This window comes from Xanthomonas sp. LF06-19 (assembly GCF_034105425.1).
Classification (GTDB): Bacteria; Pseudomonadota; Gammaproteobacteria; order Xanthomonadales; family Xanthomonadaceae; genus Xanthomonas_A; species Xanthomonas_A sontii.
In genome coordinates this window covers 22,083-40,399 of the sequence record NZ_JAXGGH010000012.1, presented here as the reverse complement: position 1 = coordinate 40,399, position 18,317 = coordinate 22,083, and the positions used below count along the sequence as shown (strand labels likewise).

Genomic DNA, 18,317 nt, shown 5'->3' with positions numbered 1-18,317 from the left:
GCGAAATGCTATCAGACCTGACCGCAGCACAGATGGCCGACGCGTGGCGCCAGCGCGACCTCGCCGTGCTCTGGCACCCGTGCACGCAGATGCGCGAGCACCCCGACACCCTGCCCCTGGTCCCGATCGCACGAGGCGAAGGCGCCTGGCTGATCGACCACGGCGGCCGCCGCTACCTGGATGCGGTGAGCAGTTGGTGGACCAACCTGTTCGGCCACGGCGAGCCGCGCATCGCCGCGGCCATCGCCGCCCAGGCCACGCAGCTGGAGCAGGTGATGCTGGCCGGCTTCAGCCACGAACCGGCGGTGCTGCTGGCCGAGCAGTTGTTGGCGCTGGCACCGCGCCAGGAGGGGCGCGCGCCGCTGTCCAAGGTGTTCTATGCCGACAATGGCTCGGCCGGCGTGGAAGTGGCGCTGAAGATGGCCTTCCACTATTTCCAGAACCGCGGCGAGACGCGGCGCACCCGCTTCGTCGCGCTGGAGAACGGCTACCACGGCGAGACCATCGGTGCGCTGGCGGTCGGCGACATCCCGCTGTACCGGCGGGTGTATGCGCCGTTGCTGGCGGAGGCGTTGTTCGCGCCCTCGCCCGACGCCTACCAGGCCGCGCCCGGGCAGAGCGCGCGCGAACGCGCCGATGTCGCCGCCGATGCGCTGGCCGACCTGTTCGACCGTCATCCCGGCGAGATCTGTGCGGTGATCCTGGAACCGCGCCTGCAGTGCGCCGGCGGCATGCGCATGCACGATCCGGCCTATCTGCGGCGGGCGCGCGAACTGTGCGACGCCAACGGCGCCTTCCTGATCGCCGACGAGATCGCCACCGGCTTCGGCCGCACCGGCACCCTGTTCGCCTGCGAGCAGGCCGGGGTGATGCCGGACCTGCTGTGCCTGTCCAAGGGCCTGACCGGCGGCTTCCTGCCGCTGTCGGCGGTGCTGGCCACCCAGCATCTGTACGACGCCTTCCTCGACGACAGCCGCGAACGCGCCTTCCTGCATTCGCACAGCTACACCGGCAACCCGCTGGCCTGCGCGGCGGCGCTGGCGTCGCTGCGGATCCTGCAGGAGGACGACGTGATCGCGCGTAACCGCAGCACCGCCGAGACCATGCGCGCGCTGTCGGCGCCGTTCGCCGAGCATCCGCACGTGGCCGACGTGCGCCAGGCCGGCATGGTGGTGGCGTTCGAACTCACCCGCACCGGCGACAAGCGCACGCCCTTCCCTGCGTCCGCACGCGTCGGCCTGCACGCCTACCGTGCCGCGCTGCAACGCGGGGTGGTGCTGCGCCCGCTGGGCGACGTGCTGTACTGGATGCCGCCGTACTGCGTGGACGCCGAGCAGTTGACGCTGCTGGCCGAGACCACGCTGGCGGCGATCGACGAGGCGGTGGCATGCGCCTGACCCGCTGCCATGTGGAGCTGCCGCTGCACGCCGGCGCAGAGTTGAGCCTGCCGGAAGACGTCGCCAACCACCTGCTGCGCGTGCTGCGGCTGCGCGAGGGCGATCCTTGCGTGCTGTTCAACGGCGACGGCTGCGATTACCCCGCCGAACTGCTGCAGGCCGGCAAGCGCAACGCCAGCGTGCGCATCGGCGCGGCGCAGCCGGTCGACAACGAGTCGCCACTGGCGATCACCCTGCTGCAGGGCGTGGCGCGCGGCGAGAAGATGGACCTGATCCTGCAGAAGGCCACCGAGCTCGGCGTCGCCGCGATCGTGCCGGTGTGGGCCGAGCGCACCGAAGTGAAGCTGGATGCGGCGCGGGTGGACAAGCGCGTGGCGCACTGGCGCAGCGTGGTGATCTCGGCCTGCGAACAGTCCGGCCGCGCGCGCGTGCCGCAGCTGAGCGCGCCGCTGGCGCTGGCCGATGCGGCGCGCGCCGCGGCGGACAGCCCGTGCCGGTTGATCCTGGATCCGCAGGGCGAACACCGCCTGCGGTCGCTGGCCATCGGCGGCGCTGCGGCGACGATCGCGATCGGCCCGGAAGGCGGCTGGTCGCCGCGCGACCGCGCCACGCTGGAGGCGGCCGGCTTCGTCGGCCTGCGCCTGGGGCCGCGCATCCTGCGCACCGAAACCGCCGGCCTGGCCGCGATCGCGGCGCTGCAGGCGCACCACGGCGACCTGTGAGTTCAGGCAAGCGATGACGCTGTAGACAGCGGCGCCGCAACGCAGGCGCCGCAGGCATGGGACATATATATGTGTCGACGCGCTACGGCACGCCAGGCACGCCGCGCCGGCGTTGCGGGACGCCGCCCATCGGCGCGGCCATCGCCGCGCCGGGCCGCTCAGTGGCGCTGCTGCAGGAACCAGTTCGCCGCGCCGATCACCCCGAGCTGGCCATGCTCGACCAGCTTTACCGGGATCTGCTCCAGCGCAGGACGCATCGCGCCCTTGTTCAAGTAGCGCTCGACGAAGCTGCTGGCGGACAGGAACGCGCCGATCTGCGGCAGGAAGCCGCCGGCCAGGTAGACGCCGCCCTGCACGCCGTACAGCAGGGCCATGTCGCCGACCACGCTGCCGAGCAGGCCGCAGAAGGCGGACAGTGCCTCGTGCGCGAGCGGATCGTCGCCGGCCAGTGCAGCCGCGGTGATGTCGCTCGGTGCGGCATGCGCAGGCGTGGCGCCACGCAACTCGCACAGTGCGCGATAGAGATTGAGCAACCCGGGGCCGGACAGGAAATGCTCCATCGGCACATAGGAGCGATCGCGCAACAGCCGCTGCGCCAGCGCCAGTTCCAGATCGTTGCCGATCGGCAGCGCGGCATGGCCGGCCTCGGTGGCCAGCACCATGGCGCCGCCCTGGGTCGGAATCCACACCGCGGCGCCGAGGCCGGTGCCCGGACCGATCACCAGCGCAGGCCCGCGCTGCGCCTTGCGCGGCCCAGTTAGATGCAGCACTTCGCTGGCGTCCATCGACGCGGCCGCATACGCCACCGCTTCGAAATCGTTGACCAGATGCAGTGCCTTCATGCCCAGGCGCTCGCGAATTTCCGGCGGCGACAGCGTCCACGGCAGATTGGTGGTGATGACGCGACCATCTTCGAGCGCGTAACCGGCGCTGGCGATCACCCCACGGGTCGGCTTCGGCCCCTGCACCTGGCCCAGGAACTCGCCGATGATCTCGGCCAGACCGGGATAGTCGGCGCAGCGGTATTTGCGATAGTCCAGCACATCGACGGACGGCGCCGGGCCGGCACCGGCAGCGCCTGCGACCAGGCCGATCCGGACATGGGTTCCGCCGACATCGGCAGCAATGAAGGGCTCGGCGCGCGGCACGGCCGCTGCCACTGATGAACTGCTTGCGGACACATCTTCTCCCGTTGCGCCAGAGCAGGCGCACGCCGATTCGGCAGATTGATCGATCGAGTGTCGGACCACCTTGACAACGTTGTCAAGGTGAATTTCACCCGCTTGTCGTTTTGTCTTCACCACTGCGACTTCATCGGCCGGATCGCCCGGCCGTTCGAGTGGTCGATCGCATGGCGCGTTGCATGGGTGAACATCCGTCGCAAAATTTCGCCGCATTGCACAAATTTCTGCCACACGCCCAGCCAACCGGCAGCGCTTGCCACACCAGGGCCTCGCGGCCAACGCAGGCCCGCTGCCCCCATCCGCGGGCATGTTTTCTTTTGTAGACAAGCACCTAGGAGACGCGACGGAAGGGCCGCGAAAGCCTCCGGAAAGATGCCGCGGCGAGCCTTGCTTGCATTCGTCAAAACCACGTGAAACGGGTGTTGACAACGCTGTCAGCGCTACGACAGACTCGGCTCACACAAGTTTTACAACTTCAAGACATGCCACGTTCAGGGGATTCAGACACAGCGACGCATCGCCGCTCCTCCCGCGCCAAGTGGCAGGACGCGCGCTGACGCTGCGACCGGCATCCCCGAACCGACGAAACCACGCCCCGAGCCGGGCCGGACGCAGCGGCGTCCGGATCAGGCGACAAGGTGCACTGCTGTATTGCTGGACTTGGTTGTTACCTGCAGGAACACAGGAAGGACTGGCGCCCTCGATGCCGCCGGTTGGCTACTTCCGCGTCAGCGACCGGACGACGCGCATCGAGATGCGATCCGCGCAGCGCCACCAGGCGCGGCGCCATCCACAAGGCCGGGCAGCGGCCAGCACGCCGGAACATCGGTTGGCACCTCATGCCCAAGTACTCACCCAGAGGTTTAGCCAATGAATAGCCGCACCACTACCTTAGCCCTCAGCATCATGGCCGCGCTGTACCTGTCCGGTAACGCCGCCGCGCAGGAAGCGCCCGCTTCCGCCAACGCGGATTCCAAGAACGTCCAGCAGCTGGATGCCATCACCGTCACCGGTTACCGCGCCTCGCTGGAGAAGAGCCAGTCGGTGAAGCGCTCGGCCAACTCCATCGTCGATGCGATCAGCGCCGAGGACATCGGCAAGTTCCCGGACACCAATGCCGCCGAGTCGCTGGCGCACCTGCCGGGCATCAGCGTGGACCGCCAGTTCGGCGAAGGCGAGAAGGTCAGCATCAACGGCACCGACCCGGCGCTGAACCGCGTGCTGCTCAATGGCCAGACCATCGCCTCGGGCGACTGGGGCGGCAACCCGACCGACACCAGCGGCCGCACCTTCAACTACACCCTGCTGTCGCCGGAAATCATCGGCCTGATGGAGGTCTACAAGACCCCGGAAGCCCGCATCGACGAAGGCTCGATCGGCGGCACCGTGATCGTGCACACCCGCAAGCCGCTGGACCTGCCGAAGAACACCATCCGCGGCTCGATCGGCTACAACTACAACGACCGTTCGGAAGAAGGCAATCCGCGCGGTTCGGCGCTGTGGAGCTGGAAGAACGACGACGAGACCTTCGGCGCGTTGATCTCCGCCACCCACGACAAGCAGGATCTGTCGCGCGCCGGCATCGAGTTCTTCGGCTACAACACCGGCGCCGGCATCCCGCCGACCGCGCGCATCTCCGGCGACGGTGGTAACGTCGCGACCGCCAAGATCCCGGTGGGCATCAATAGCGCCTTCTTCCAGCAGACCCGCGAGCGCAACGGCCTGCAGGGCGCGCTGCAGTGGAAGCCGAACGATCAGAACGAATTCAACCTGACCGGCATCTACATCAAGGGCAAGTACAACAACTTCAGCGAATCGCGCTACGTCTGCCCGGGCTGCGGCGACCAGGACAAGATCACCAGCGCGACCGTGCAGAACGGCTACATCACCCAGGCCACGGTCACCGACGGCGCCGGCAACGGCAAGCAGCCGTATGCGCAGCTGGACACCAACTACCGCGAAAGCACCGTCACCACCAAGAGCCTGAACCTGCGCCACGACTTCTACGGCGACAAGTGGGTGTTCACCTCGCAGGTCGGCACCACCGAGGCCACCGGCGGCAAGAACCCCGAATACCTGATGAAGTTCCTGCTGAAGGACGGTGGCTACAACTTCGGTTACGACGGCAGCCACACCGACGTCAACTACGACAACGCCAGCGCCGCCAACTGGGGTCTGGTCGGTTCGCCGGCCGGCCTGGCGCCCGGTTCCACCGCCGCTTCGGCGATGCAGGCCGGCGGCATCTACTACGCCAAGAGCACGGACAAGGAGAAGTACTTCCAGTTCGACGCCGCCCGCGATCTGGACTGGGGCCCGCTGAACAAGCTGCAGCTCGGCTACAAGTACATCAACCACGACAACGGCGTCGACGCCCGCGGCAACCGCATCAACACCACCAATGCGATTTCGCTGACCGACTTCAGCCCCGGCACCACCCCGAGCGGTCTGTACGACGGCCTGGGCGCCAGCGGCGACCTGACCAACTGGCCGACCGCCAACCTCAACTCGGTGATCAGCTACCTGCGCGGGCAGCCGCAGGGTCCGTACAACCGCGACTACGGCTCCTCGTTCGACGTCAAGGAAATCACCAGCGACCTGTACGCGCAGCTGAACTTCGAGTCCGGCGCGTGGCGCGGCAACCTGGGCGTGCGTTATGTCGACACCAAGGACAAGTCGCTGTACTGGCAGAGCGCCGATGGCGGCGCCACCTACAACCAGACCCAGGTGAGCAAGCAGTACTACAAGCCGCTGCCGAGCTTCAACCTGGCCTACGATCTGGATACCGACAAGGTGCTGCGCTTCTCCGTGGCCAAGGTGATGGCACGTCCGCGCTACGGCGACCTGGCCGGCTCGTTCACCATCAACAGCAGCAACGGCAACCTGACCGCAAGCGGCGGCAACCCGGACCTGAAGCCCTACGAGTCGACCAACTACGATCTGGCCGCCGAGTGGTACTTCGCCCCGTCCAGCATGCTGTCGGCGGAACTGTTCTATCGCGACATCAGCTCGTACATCGTCACCACCACCTCGCAGCAGCAGCTGACCGATGCGGTGAGCGGCGTGAGCGGCCTGTTCACGGTGACCTCGCCGATCAACGCCTCCGACGCCAAGGTCAAGGGCGCCTCGCTGAACTACCAGCAGGCCTTCGGCTACGGCTTCGGTCTGCAGGCGAACTACACCTACGCCACCGCCGACGCCAGCACCGGCCTGAACCTGCCGTACCTGTCGAAGAACACCTACAACGTGATCCCCTACTGGGAAAACGGTCCGTGGATGGTGCGCCTGAATTACAGCTACCGCTCCAAGTACTTCACCCAGGTCGGCCGCCTGAACTCGCAGGTGTTCACCGACGAGTACAAGCAGCTGGACCTGACCGCCTCGTACGAGATCAACGACTGGATGAGCGTGAGCTTCAGCGCGACCAACCTGCTCGACTCGACGTACTACTGGTACAACGAGGTCAAGTACGCGCCGATCGGCATGTACAAGAACGGCCGCGGCTACCAGGCGCAGCTGAACTTCAAGTTCTGATGTAGCACCGGCGCGCCACCGTCCCTCCACGGTGGCGCGCTTTTTCGTGTCCGGCGCGGCGGCGCCGGCATCGTCTTCTGCAACAAGGAGTGCCGTTCCATGACGACCGAGACCCGCCCCAGTGCGGACCGATCCCGCCACGCCGGAGCCGCACGCCAGACCCTGGCCAGCGCGCTGGCCCTCATGCTCGCGCTGACGGCCCTGCCCGCCGGCGCCGCGGATGCGCCGTCGCCGACCGCGCCCACCGCCACCACCCTCAGTCCGGAACAGATCGACCAGCAGTGGCTGCAGGCCACCGCCAAGTACGCGCCCGAACGCGCGCGGCTGGTGCGCGAAGCCAACGATGGCGCGCGCGGCGGACCGTTCCGACCCGACTGGACCTCGCTCAAGCAGTACCGCTCGCCGTCCTGGTACGACAACGCCAAGTTCGGCATCTTCATCCATTGGGGCGTGTTCTCGGTGCCGGCCTTCGGCAACGAGTGGTATTCGCGCAACATGTACCAGCAGGGCAGCAAGGACTACCTGCACCATCGGGAAACCTACGGCCCGCAGTCGCGCTTCGGCTACAAGGACCTGATCCCGCTGTTCACCGCGCCCAAGTTCGATCCGCAGGCCTGGGCCACCCTGTTCCGCGATGCCGGCGCCCGCTACGTGGTGCCGGTGGCCGAACACCACGACGGCTTCGCGATGTACGACTCGCAGCTGTCGGACTGGACCGCGGTCAAGATGGGCCCCAAGCGCGACGTGCTCGGCGAGCTGTCCAAGGCGATCCGCGCACAGGGCCTGCATTTCGGCCTGTCCTCGCACCGCGCCGAGCACGACTGGTTCTTCGACGGCGGCCGCCAGTTCGACTCGGACGTCAACGACCCGCGCTACGCCGGCCTGTACGGCCCGGCGCAGATCCGCCTGCCGGGCAAGGACGACGCCGACGTCACCAACGACTGGACCCCGGTGTCGCAGGCCTGGCTGGACGACTGGCTGGCGCGTACCACCGAGCTGATCGACCGCTACGACCCGGACCTGATCTATTTCGACTGGTGGATCGCGCACCCGACCTTCCGCGGCACCCTGCCGACCATGCTGTCGTACTACTACAACCACGGCGCGGCCAAGGGCGGCGTGGTGGTGAACTACAAGCTCGGCGCCTTCCCCGAAGGTGCCGGCACGCTCGATATCGAGCGCGGCCAGCTCACCGGCATCCATCCCACGCACTGGCAGACCGACACCTCGGTCAGCAACGCCTCGTGGGGCTATGTCGAGAACGACACCTACAAGACGCCGACCTTCATCATCCACATGCTGGTGGACGTGGTCAGCAAGAACGGCAACCTGATGCTCAACATCGGTCCGCGCGCCGACGGCTCGATCCCGGACACCGAACGCGCGATCCTGCTGTCGATCGGCAAGTGGCTCAAGACCAACGGCGAGGCGATCTACGACAGCACGCCGTGGCGCAGCTACGGCGAAGGCCCGACCGAAGTGGTCGGCGGCACCTTCCAGGACACCAAGACCAAGCCGTACACGCCCGAGGATTTCCGCTTCACCACCGGCCACGGCGCGCTGTACGCGATCGAGCTGGGCTGGCCGGCCGACGGCCAGGCGCTGATCCGCTCGCTGAAGCCGGCCGATGGCGTGCGTGGCGTCACCCTACTCGCCAACGGCAAGCCGGTGCCGTTCGAGCAGCGCGCCGACGGCCTGCACCTGCGCCTGCCGGCCAAGCCGGTGGGCGAACACGCCTACGTATTCCGCATCAACCTGTCCTCCCCCACTCCGCCAACGGATCCCTCCCGATGATCAAGCGTTTCGCCGGGCTGCTGTTCGCCCTCGCCCTGGCCTGCGGGCCGGCCATGGCCAAGAACCCGACTGCGCTGTTCTATCTGATGAACACGCAGAAATCGACCAATTCGTTCCTGGCCCACCTCGACAAGATCGACGTGGTGGTGCCGACCTGGTACGGCGTGGACCAGAGCGGCCTGGTCAACGGCACCCCGAACATGTACCTGTACGAGATCGCCAAGCAGCACAAGCTGCGGGTGATGCCGATCCTGTCGATGACCGCCGGCCGCGAGGGCTTCCACAAGCTGCTGCACGACGAGGACGCCAAGCAACGCATGATCCAGGCGCTGCTGATCCACGGCCGCAAGCACGGCTACTACGGCTTCCAGTTCGATTTCGAGAGCATCGCCTGGACCGACCGCGACGCCTACTCGCTGATGGTCAAGCAGACCGCCGAGGCGCTGCACAAGGCCGGCTTCAAGCTGTCGGTGGCGGTGGTGCCGAACGCACCCGGCTATGCCGAGGGCGGCGCCTTCGCCAAGTGGATGTGGGAGTACTGGCGCGGCGCCTACGACCTCAAGGCGCTGAGCGCCTCGGCCGACCTGATCAGCCTGATGACCTACGACCAGCACACCCGCTGGACCGCGCCCGGCCCGGTGGACGGCATGGTGTGGATGAAGAAGCACCTGGACTACGCGCTGACCCAGGTGCCGAAGGACAAGCTGTCGCTGGGCATCGCCACCTACGGCTACCGCTGGTACACCGGCAATCCGGTCAAGCCCGACGGTACCGAAGCCTCCAACATCACCGCCGACTACATCGATGCCGACGAATCGTTCCCGCTGGCGGAAGAGCAGCACGCCACCGTGCAATGGGACCCGGTGGAGCAGGAGTCGTGGTTCTACTTCTACCGCGACGACATGCGCGAATGGGTGTTCCGCCCGGATGCGCGCAGCTTCCGCGCCCGCTACGAGCTGACCAAGCAGTACGGCCTGGAAGGCTTCAGCTGCTGGGTGCTGGGCGCCGAAGATCCCAAGGTCTGGGACGAACTGCCGACCGCGGCGCGCTGAGCGGCCGCACGACCGAGATGCGACACGAGGGGCACGCGGCGCGCAGCGAACGCGCCGCGCTCACCCCAGGCTACCTCACAGCCTCTACGATACGCATCTCGATCGCTTGAGGTAGACCGATGACTGCAGTGGGTGCACACCCCCGATTGCCGCACCGCCCGACGCCCGCCGCCGCGCGCATCGCGGCGGCCTCCCGCAACGCCTGGCTGGGGTTGTCCCTGCTCGCCTGTGGCAGCCTGCTCGGCGGCTGCGACCGCGCTCCGCCGCCAGCGCCGGCACCCGCGGCCAAGCCTGCCGCAGCGCCGCCGCCGGCCCCGAGACACGATGACGACGACGACAAGACGCCGCTGCCGTTGATCCCGGCGCCGGCCAAGGCCGAGCGCGACGGCGGCACCCTGACCATCGGCACCGGCGCCGTGCTGTCGGTGCCCCTCGACGACGCCGGCGCGCAGCGCGTGGCGCAGCAACTGTCGCAATTGCTGAGCAAGACCCGCGGCCTGTCGCTGGAGGTGCGTGCGGAGACCATCCCCGCCGACGGCAGCATCCGCCTGCAGCTCAATCCCAATACCGAGGTCGCGCAGGCCGAGGGCTACACGCTGGACGTGGACCCGCGCACCATGCTGATCCAGGCGCGCGAGGAGCGCGGCCTGTTCTACGGCGCGATCAGCGCCTGGCAGTTGATGACCCCCGACGCCGGCAAGGGCGAGGTGGACGTGCCGCAGGTGCATATCCGCGACTGGCCGCGCTTCGGCTGGCGCGGCGTGCTGCTCGACGTGGCGCGGCACTTCCACAGCCCCGACACGGTCAAGCGCCTGCTCGACGCGATGGCCCAGCACAAGCTCAACGTGCTGCACCTGCACCTGACCGACGACCAGGGCTGGCGCATCGAGATCAAGCGCTATCCCAAGCTCACCGAGATCGGCGCCTGGCGCACCCCGCCCGGCGCGGGCACCCACGGCCTGCCCGATCGCTACGGCGGCTTCTACACCCAGGACCAGATCCGCGACCTGGTGGCCTACGCCGCCGAACGCCACATCACCATCGTGCCGGAACTGGACATGCCCGGGCACGCGCAGGCGGCGGTGGCGGCGTACCCGGAACTGGTCGGGGTGACCCGGCAGCGGCCCAAGGTGTCGGTGGACTGGGGCGTCAATCCCTACCTGTTCAACACCAACGACAAGAGCATGACCTTCATCCGCGGCGTGCTGGATGAAGTGCTGCAGCTGTTCCCCTCGCCGTACATCCACATCGGCGGGGACGAAGCGGTCAAGGATCAGTGGGAACGCTCGCCGGCGGTGCGCGCGCAGATGCGCAAGCTCGGCATCAAGGACGCGCATGCGCTGCAGGGCTGGTTCAACCAGCAGCTGGCCGACTACCTGACCCAGCACCAGCGGCGCCTGATCGGCTGGGACGAGATCCTGGAAGGCGGGCTGCCGGCCAGTGCGTCGGTGATGTCCTGGCGCGGCGTGGACGGCGCGGTCGCCGCCGCCAAGCAAGGCCACGACGTGGTGCTGGCACCGGCCGGCTGGATGTACCTGGACAATCTGCAGAGCGCACGCAACGACGAGCCCAACGGCCGCCTGGCCACGCTGCCGCTGCAGAAGGTCTATGGCTTCGACCCGGTGCCGGCCGCGCTCAGCCCCGAGGAGAGCAAGCACGTGCTCGGCGTGCAGGCGGCGCTGTGGAGCGAGTATATCCCCTCCACCTGGCATATCGACCATGCGCTGTTCCCGCGACTGAGCGCGGTGGCCGAGGCGGGTTGGTCGCCGATGGCCGCACGCGACTGGAACGGCTTCCTGCAGCGCATGCCGGCGCAGCTGGACCGCTACCGCCTGCAGGGCATCGCCTACGGCGACGGCGCCTTCGCCCCGGGCATCGCCGTGCAGGGCGGCGACGACGCCGCGCTGGACAGCGGGAAGGCCACCGTGGTGCTGGGCAACCAGGCCAAGTTCGGCAGCTTCCGCTACACCACCGACGGCAGCGAGCCCAAGGCCGATTCGCCGCGCTACACCGCGCCGTTCGCGGTGACCCTGCCGGTCACCGTGCGCGCGGCCACCTTCGCCGACGACGGCCGCCTGCTGGCCGCGCCGCGCAGCCGCATCCTCGACCGCGCCAACCTGCTCAGCCGCGATACCCAGGGCCTGGCTTCGTGCGAAGGCGGCGAGCTGGGCCTGCGCGTGCCGCTGCTGCCGGACCTGGCCGACCAGGACACGCCGGTGTTCAACATCGACCTGTTCACCAGTTGCTGGCGCTACGCCGACGCTCGACTGGACGGCATCGACCGCATCCGCATCGACGCCGCGCGCCTGGCGCGCAACTACGGGCTGGCGCACGACCAGGCCAAGGTCAAGCGCTACCCGGCGCACAGCCCGCGCGGCGAGTTCGAAGTGCGGCTGGGCGACTGCAAGGGCAAGCTGCTGGCGCGGCTGCCGCTGCCGGCCGGCAAGACCCTGGGCGACCAGTTCGCGCTGGAAGCGCGTCTGCCCAAGCAGACCGGCGTGCACGACCTGTGCCTGCGCTCCACCGCGCCCATCGCCGGCCCGTACTACGCCATCGGCGCCGTCCATCTGATCGACACCGCGGCGCAGGCGCCCCCCGCCGCCGCGCACTGACCACGGAGACCCTCGCATGACCCAGCCGCCCCGCCGCCCCCGTTCCGCGTCGCGCACGCGCCTTCCTGCCCGCCTCGGGCTGCTGCTGGCGCTGGCCTTGCCGGCGCTGGGCCAGGCGGCGGCGCCGGCGACACTGTCGCTGCAACAGGGCTGGCAGGTGCGGCTGGCGCCGGGCGATGCCAACGCCAAGGCGCACCCGAAGGCCGCGCAATGGCTGCCGGCGCAGGTGCCGGGCACGGTGCAGACCGACCTGATCGCCGCCGGGGTGGTGCCCGATCCGTTCTATCGCGACAACGAAGCGCAGATCCAGTGGGCCGGGCTCAGCGACTGGCAGTACCAGACCCATTTCCAGGTCGACGCGGCCCTGCTGGCGCGCCCGCACCTGGAACTGGTGTTCGACGGGCTGGACACCTTCGCCGAGGTCTACCTCAACGGCAAGAAGCTGCTCGCCGCCGACAACATGTTCCGGCAGTGGCGGGTCGACGCAAAACCGCTGCTCAAGCGCGGCGACAACGTGCTGGAAGTGCGCATCGCCTCGCCGATCAAGAAGATCCAGCCGTGGCTGTCCAAGCAGCCGTACGCGCTGCCCGGCGCCTACGATTCGGCGTTCGGCGACGAGCCGGTGGCGCGGCACAGCTCCACCTACGTGCGCAAGGCGCCGTACAACTTCGGCTGGGATTGGGGCCCGCGCATCGTCACCGCCGGCATCTGGCAGGGCGTGCGCCTGGAAGCCTGGGACGACCTGCGCGTGGACGGCCTGCGCATCGCCCAGCAGCGCGTCGACGCCGACGCGGCGCAGCTGCTGGCGCAGCTGCAGGTGCAGGCCGGCCGCAGCGGCGAGGTGCAACTGGACCTGGACGTGCTCGGCCCCGACGGCCAGCGCGTCGGCCAGTTCAGCCAGCGCGCGGTCGTCGATCCAGGTGCCAACACCCTGACCGTGCCGGTACGCATCGCCAAGCCGCAGCGCTGGTTCCCGGCCGGCTACGGCCGCCAGGACCTGTACACGTTCAAGGCGCAGCTGCGCGATGCCGCCGGCGAGCGCCTGGACGTGCAGCGCGTCACCGGCCTGCGCAGCGTCGAGTTGCGCCGTGAGAAGGACCAGTGGGGCAAGAGCTTCGCCCTCGTGGTCAACGGCATCCCGGTGTTCGCCAAGGGCGCCAACCTGATTCCGTTCGACAGCTTCCCCACCCGCGTCGACGCCGCGCGCATGCGCGGCTTCCTGCAGTCCGCACGCGACGCCAACATGAACATGCTGCGCATGTGGGGCGGCGGCCATTACCAGCCGGACAGCTTCTACGAAGACGCCGACCGCCTGGGCATCATGATCTGGCAGGACTTCATGTTCGGCGGCGCGATCCCGCCCTACGACGTCGCGTTCCGCGAGAACACCCGCGCCGAGGCCGAGGAGCAGGTGCGGCGCCTGGGCGATCACCCCAGCATCGTCATCTGGTGCGGCAACAACGAAGTGCAGACCGGCTGGGAGAACTGGGGCGACCGCATCAAGTTCAAGCAGTCGATCGACCCGGAAGAGCGCGAACGCATCGTCCGCGGCATGACCACGCTGTTCGGCACGGTGCTGCGCGAGGCGGTGCAGAAGTACGATAGCGACACCCCGTACTGGGCGACCTCGCCGGGCACCGATTTCGACGGCGCCGCCGACCAGCCCGACGACGGCGACATGCACTACTGGAAGGTCTGGGGCGGCCCGGCGCTGCCGGTCACCGAGTACCTCAACGTGACCCCGCGCTTCATGTCCGAATACGGCCTGCAGTCGTTCCCCGAGATGCGCACCATCCGCGCCTTCGCCGAACCCGGCGACCTGCAGCCGGAATCGCCGGTGATGCGCGCGCACCAGAAGTTCGACAAGGGCAACGGCAACCAGCGCCTGCTGCTGTACATCCGCCGTGCGTTCGGCGAGCCCAAGGACTTCGCCAGCTTCGTCTACCTGAGCCAGATCATGCAGGCCGAGGGCATCACCCTGGCCGCCGAACACCTGCGCGCCTCGCGGCCGCAATCGATGGGCTCGCTGTACTGGCAGCTCAACGACGTGTGGCCCGGCGCGTCGTGGTCGAGCCTGGACTACTTCGGCCGCTGGAAGGCGCTGCAGTACCATGCGCGCCGCTTCTACGCGCCGGAACTGATCGCCGCACTGCGCGACGACAAGGGCCAGACCACCGTGTCGCTGGTTTCCGACCGCACCACGCCGCTGGCCGCGCGCTGGCGCATGCGGGTGATGGACCTGTCCGGCAAGGTGCTGAGCAAGACCGAGAAGCCGGTGACCCTGGCGCCGCTGTCCAGCGTGCGCGTGGGCAGTTTCAGCGATGCGCAGTTGCTGCGCCGCGCCGATCCGCGCCGCAGCGTGGCGGTGTTCGAGTTGCTCGACGGCGAGCGCGTGCTGTCGCGCACCCTGGTGTACTTCGACGCGGCCAAGCGCCTGCAGTGGCCGCAGGCCGACATCCGCAGCGAGCTGCGCGCCGATGGCGACGGCTACGCGCTGACCCTGAGCAGCGCCACGCTTGCGGCGCAGGTGTGGCTGAGCTTCGGCGACCTCGACGTGACCTTGTCCGACAACGCCTTCGACCTGCTGCCGGGCGAGCCGCTGACCGTGCGCGTGCATAGCAGCGCCACCCTGGAGCAGGTGCGCGCGGCGCTGCAGGTGCGCGATCTGGGCGGGACGATGGCTGGCGCGCCGGCCGAACCGGCGGAGGCGAAGTGATGGGCAAGCCGATGTCGCGGGCGGGCGTCACCTTGTGGGAGGGACTTCAGTCCCGACGTGGCATTACCGGTAAAGCGTCGGGACGGAAGTCCCTCCCACAAAAGCGCCTCTACCTGGCGCTGTGTGCGATCGGCCTGCTCGCCACCCCGCTCGCCCATGCCGACGAGGCCGAGGACCGCGCCGCCGCGCTGGTGGCGAAGATGACCCGCGCCGAGAAGATCGCGCAGGCGATGAACGCTGCGCCGGCGATCCCGCGCCTGGGCGTGCCGGCCTACGAGTGGTGGAGCGAGGGCCTGCACGGCATCGCCCGCAACGGCGAGGCCACGGTGTTCCCGCAGGCGATCGGCCTGGCCGCGACCTGGAACGCCGAGCTGCTGCACGACGTCGGCACCGTCACCTCCACCGAGGCGCGGGCCAAGTTCAACCTCGCCGGCGGCCCCGGCAAGGACCATCCGCGCTACGCCGGGCTGACCATCTGGTCGCCCAACATCAACATCTTCCGCGACCCGCGCTGGGGCCGCGGCATGGAGACCTACGGCGAGGATCCCTACCTCACCGGACGGCTGGCGGTCGGCTTCATCCACGGCCTGCAGGGCGACGATCCGGCGCATCCGCGCACCATCGCCACGCCCAAGCACCTGGCCGTGCACAGCGGGCCGGAACCGGGCCGCCACGGTTTCGACGTGGACGTGTCGCCGCACGATTTCGAGGCGACCTATTCGCCGGCGTTCCGCGCCGCCATCGTCGACGGCCAGGCCGGCTCGGTGATGTGCGCGTACAACTCGCTGCACGGCACGCCCGCCTGCGCCGCCGACTGGCTGCTCGACGGCCGCGTGCGCGGCGATTGGGGCTTCAAGGGCTTCGTGGTGTCCGATTGCGATGCGATCGACGACATGACCCAGTTCCACTACTACCGCGCCGACAATGCCGGCTCGTCCGCGGCCGCGCTCAAGGCCGGGCACGATCTGAACTGCGGCTACGCCTACCGCGACCTCGGCATCGCCTTCGACCGCGGCGAAGCCGACGAAGCCCTGCTCGACCGCTCGCTGGTGCGCCTGTTCGCCGCGCGCTACCGGCTCGGCGAACTGCAGCCGCGGCGCAACGATCCGTATGCGCGGCTGGGCGCCAGGGACATCGACAGCGCCGCGCACCGCGCGCTGGCGCTGCAGGCCGCGCAGCAATCGCTGGTGCTGCTGAAGAACGCCGACGCCACCCTGCCGCTGCGCCCGGGCCTGCGCCTGGCCGTGCTCGGCCCCAACGCCGACGCGCTGGCCGCGCTGGAAGCCAATTACCAGGGCACCTCGGTGCAGCCGGTGACGCCGCTGCAAGGGCTGCGCACGCGCTTCGGCGCCGCCCAGGTCGCCTATGCGCAGGGTGCGCCGCTGGCCGCCGGCGTGCCCGGCATGATCCCCGAGACCGCCCTGCGCAGCGACGGCAAGCCTGGGCTGCGCGGCGAGTACTTCGACAACCTGGACCTGGCCGGCACGCCGCGCGTGCAGCGCCAGGACCGCGTGGTCGGCTTCAACTGGGACCACGTGGCCCCGGCCAAGGGCGTGGACAAGGACCGCTACTCGGTGCGCTGGAGCGGCGAACTGCTGCCGCCCGGCCCGGGCGACTACACCCTGGCGGTACGCGTGGCGCGCTGCTTCGATTGCGCCGGCCACGACCCGGTGCGCCTGTACATCGACGACCAGCTGGTGGTGGCCGGCAACGCCGAGGACAAGCACGTGCCGGCCGGCATGCACAACGCCGACGGCCGCAACGTCGAGACCGTGCTGCATTTCGACGACGCGCGGCCGCGGCGGATCCGCCTGGAGCTGGAACACCGCGGCCAGGACCAGGGCCTGCGCCTGGAGTGGCTGGCGCCGCCGGCGCTGCAGCTGGCCGAGGCCGAACGCGCGGTGGCACAGGCCGACGCGGTGGTGGCCTTCGTCGGCCTGTCGCCGGACGTGGAAGGCGAGGAACTGCGCATCGACGTGCCCGGCTTCGACGGCGGCGACCGCAACGACCTGGCCCTGCCAGCCGCGCAGCAGGCGTTGCTGGAACGGGCCAAGGCCAGCGGCAAACCGCTGGTGGTGGTGCTGATGAGCGGCAGCGCGGTGGCGTTGAACTGGGCCAAGCAGCATGCCGACGCGATCATCGCCGCCTGGTATCCCGGCCAGTCCGGCGGCACCGCGATCGCCCAGGCACTGGCCGGCGACATCAACCCCGGCGGGCGCCTGCCGGTGACCTTCTACCGCTCGACCAAGGACCTGCCGCCCTACGTCAGCTACGACATGAAGGGCCGCACCTACCGCTACTTCAAGGGCGAGCCGCTGTTCCCGTTCGGCTACGGGCTGAGCTACACCCAGTTCGCCTACGACGCGCCGCAGCTGTCGACCGCGACGCTGCAGGCCGGCCAGCCGCTGCAGGTGAGCGCCACCGTGCGCAACACCGGCGCGCGCGCCGGCGACGAGGTGGTGCAGGTGTACCTGCAGTACCCGCAGCGCGCGCAGTCGCCGCTGCGCAGCCTGGTCGGCTTCCAGCGCGTGCACCTGCAGCCGGGCGAGGCGCGCACGCTGAGCTTCGCATTGGATGCGCGCCAACTCAGCGATGTCGACCGCAGCGGACAGCGCGCGGTCGAGGCCGGCGACTACCGGCTGTTCGTCGGGGGTGGTCAGCCGGGCACCGGCGCACCTGGCGAGGACGCGGCGTTCTCGATCAGCGGGCGCATGGCCCTGCCGAAGTGAGCGACGGGGCCGCCCACGGCCCCTGTCTACGAAATGCGCCAGCGCATGCGGCGGTGCAGCGTAACGGCCCGGCGCGCTGCCGCCGCCGGGCGCCATCCCCGCACGTTGCAGCGTCCTGCTAATTTATTTTTCACGACCTATTGACAGTCTTCCGGGACAGAGGTATCGATAACACGTCGGTGCCACGCATCGACGATGCCAGACGCGCCGAACGCCGCAGCATTTGCGGCGTTTTCCAGGGCAGTTCCAGGGGTGATGTGCCATGTCATGCAGTCGTCGCAGCCAGGATCGATGCCTCGCCGGAGTTCCGGCGCCCTGCCTGTCGTCCGCGTTCCGCGCGGGCACGCATGGGGGCCGCTGCGCATGACCCGTCGCTACAAGCTGAGCGCGCTGCGTTCGCGCTCCAAGTGCATCGCCGGCTACTCGCCGCCACGCCACTGATCGCCATCTAACGGTCCGCCCAGCCGGCAGACGCCTCGCGTCGGTCGCCGTTCGCTCTGTCCTGTTCGCACGCCGCCCGGCGTGCGGTTCGAGCGCGCGCGCCTTCCGTCCACCGTGTCTGCCATCCAGGAACGCAGCG

9 protein-coding genes are annotated in these 18,317 nt (G+C 69.1%); 8 read left to right on the top strand and 1 reads right to left on the bottom strand.

The genetic code is table 11. From position 1 onward, the window contains the following. Window positions 1-5 precede the first annotated feature (5 nt). Together bioA and SLW55_RS19205 are read left to right on the top strand one after the other, a co-directional pair. Window positions 6-1,397 carry an adenosylmethionine--8-amino-7-oxononanoate transaminase gene (gene bioA / locus SLW55_RS19210; protein WP_295946785.1) on the top strand — a complete coding sequence of 464 codons (1,392 nt, stop codon included), beginning with the start codon at window positions 6-8 and terminating at the stop codon, window positions 1,395-1,397. After that, the gene (locus SLW55_RS19205) at window positions 1,388-2,119 is read left to right on the top strand and encodes a 16S rRNA (uracil(1498)-N(3))-methyltransferase (protein WP_152237210.1); all 732 of its coding nucleotides are present in this window, start codon (window positions 1,388-1,390) and stop codon (window positions 2,117-2,119) included. The genes bioA and SLW55_RS19205 overlap by 10 nt, the downstream gene beginning before the upstream one ends. A 158-nt stretch (window positions 2,120-2,277) precedes the next feature. Here SLW55_RS19205 and SLW55_RS19200 read toward each other — a convergent pair whose 3' ends face one another. Further along, entirely contained in the window at window positions 2,278-3,300 is a 1,023-nt protein-coding gene (locus tag SLW55_RS19200) for a glucokinase family protein (protein WP_295966061.1), read from the bottom strand. Window positions 3,301-4,173: 873 nt separating this feature from the next. On the opposite strand from SLW55_RS19200, the gene SLW55_RS19195 reads away from it, so the two are divergent. The 6 genes from SLW55_RS19195 (at window position 4,174) to SLW55_RS19170 (ending at window position 17,737) form a co-directional block, all read left to right on the top strand. Continuing rightward, window positions 4,174-6,834: a TonB-dependent receptor gene (locus tag SLW55_RS19195; protein WP_026144664.1), complete on the top strand. Its 2,661-nt coding sequence runs from the start codon at window positions 4,174-4,176 to the stop codon at window positions 6,832-6,834. Window positions 6,835-6,933: 99 nt separating this feature from the next. Continuing rightward, a complete protein-coding gene (locus SLW55_RS19190) occupies window positions 6,934-8,628 on the top strand; it encodes an alpha-L-fucosidase (RefSeq protein ID WP_320745563.1) in 1,695 nt (564 codons plus the stop codon). Then, window positions 8,625-9,680, top strand: a complete 1,056-nt coding sequence (locus SLW55_RS19185) for a glycosyl hydrolase family 18 protein (protein WP_267119017.1) — start codon at window positions 8,625-8,627, stop codon at window positions 9,678-9,680. The genes SLW55_RS19190 and SLW55_RS19185 overlap by 4 nt, the downstream gene beginning before the upstream one ends. Before the next feature lie 119 nt (window positions 9,681-9,799). Continuing rightward, complete coding sequence (locus tag SLW55_RS19180; protein WP_295965938.1) at window positions 9,800-12,292, top strand: family 20 glycosylhydrolase; 2,493 nt, start codon at window positions 9,800-9,802, stop codon at window positions 12,290-12,292. Window positions 12,293-12,308: 16 nt separating this feature from the next. After that, window positions 12,309-15,008: a glycoside hydrolase family 2 protein gene (locus tag SLW55_RS19175; protein WP_295965935.1), complete on the top strand. Its 2,700-nt coding sequence runs from the start codon at window positions 12,309-12,311 to the stop codon at window positions 15,006-15,008. Continuing rightward, window positions 15,008-17,737 (top strand): glycoside hydrolase family 3 C-terminal domain-containing protein, encoded by a 2,730-nt coding sequence (locus SLW55_RS19170; RefSeq protein ID WP_320745562.1) that lies wholly within the window; start codon window positions 15,008-15,010, stop codon window positions 17,735-17,737. Before SLW55_RS19175 ends, SLW55_RS19170 begins: the two co-directional genes overlap by 1 nt. Window positions 17,738-18,317: the final 580 nt, after the last annotated feature.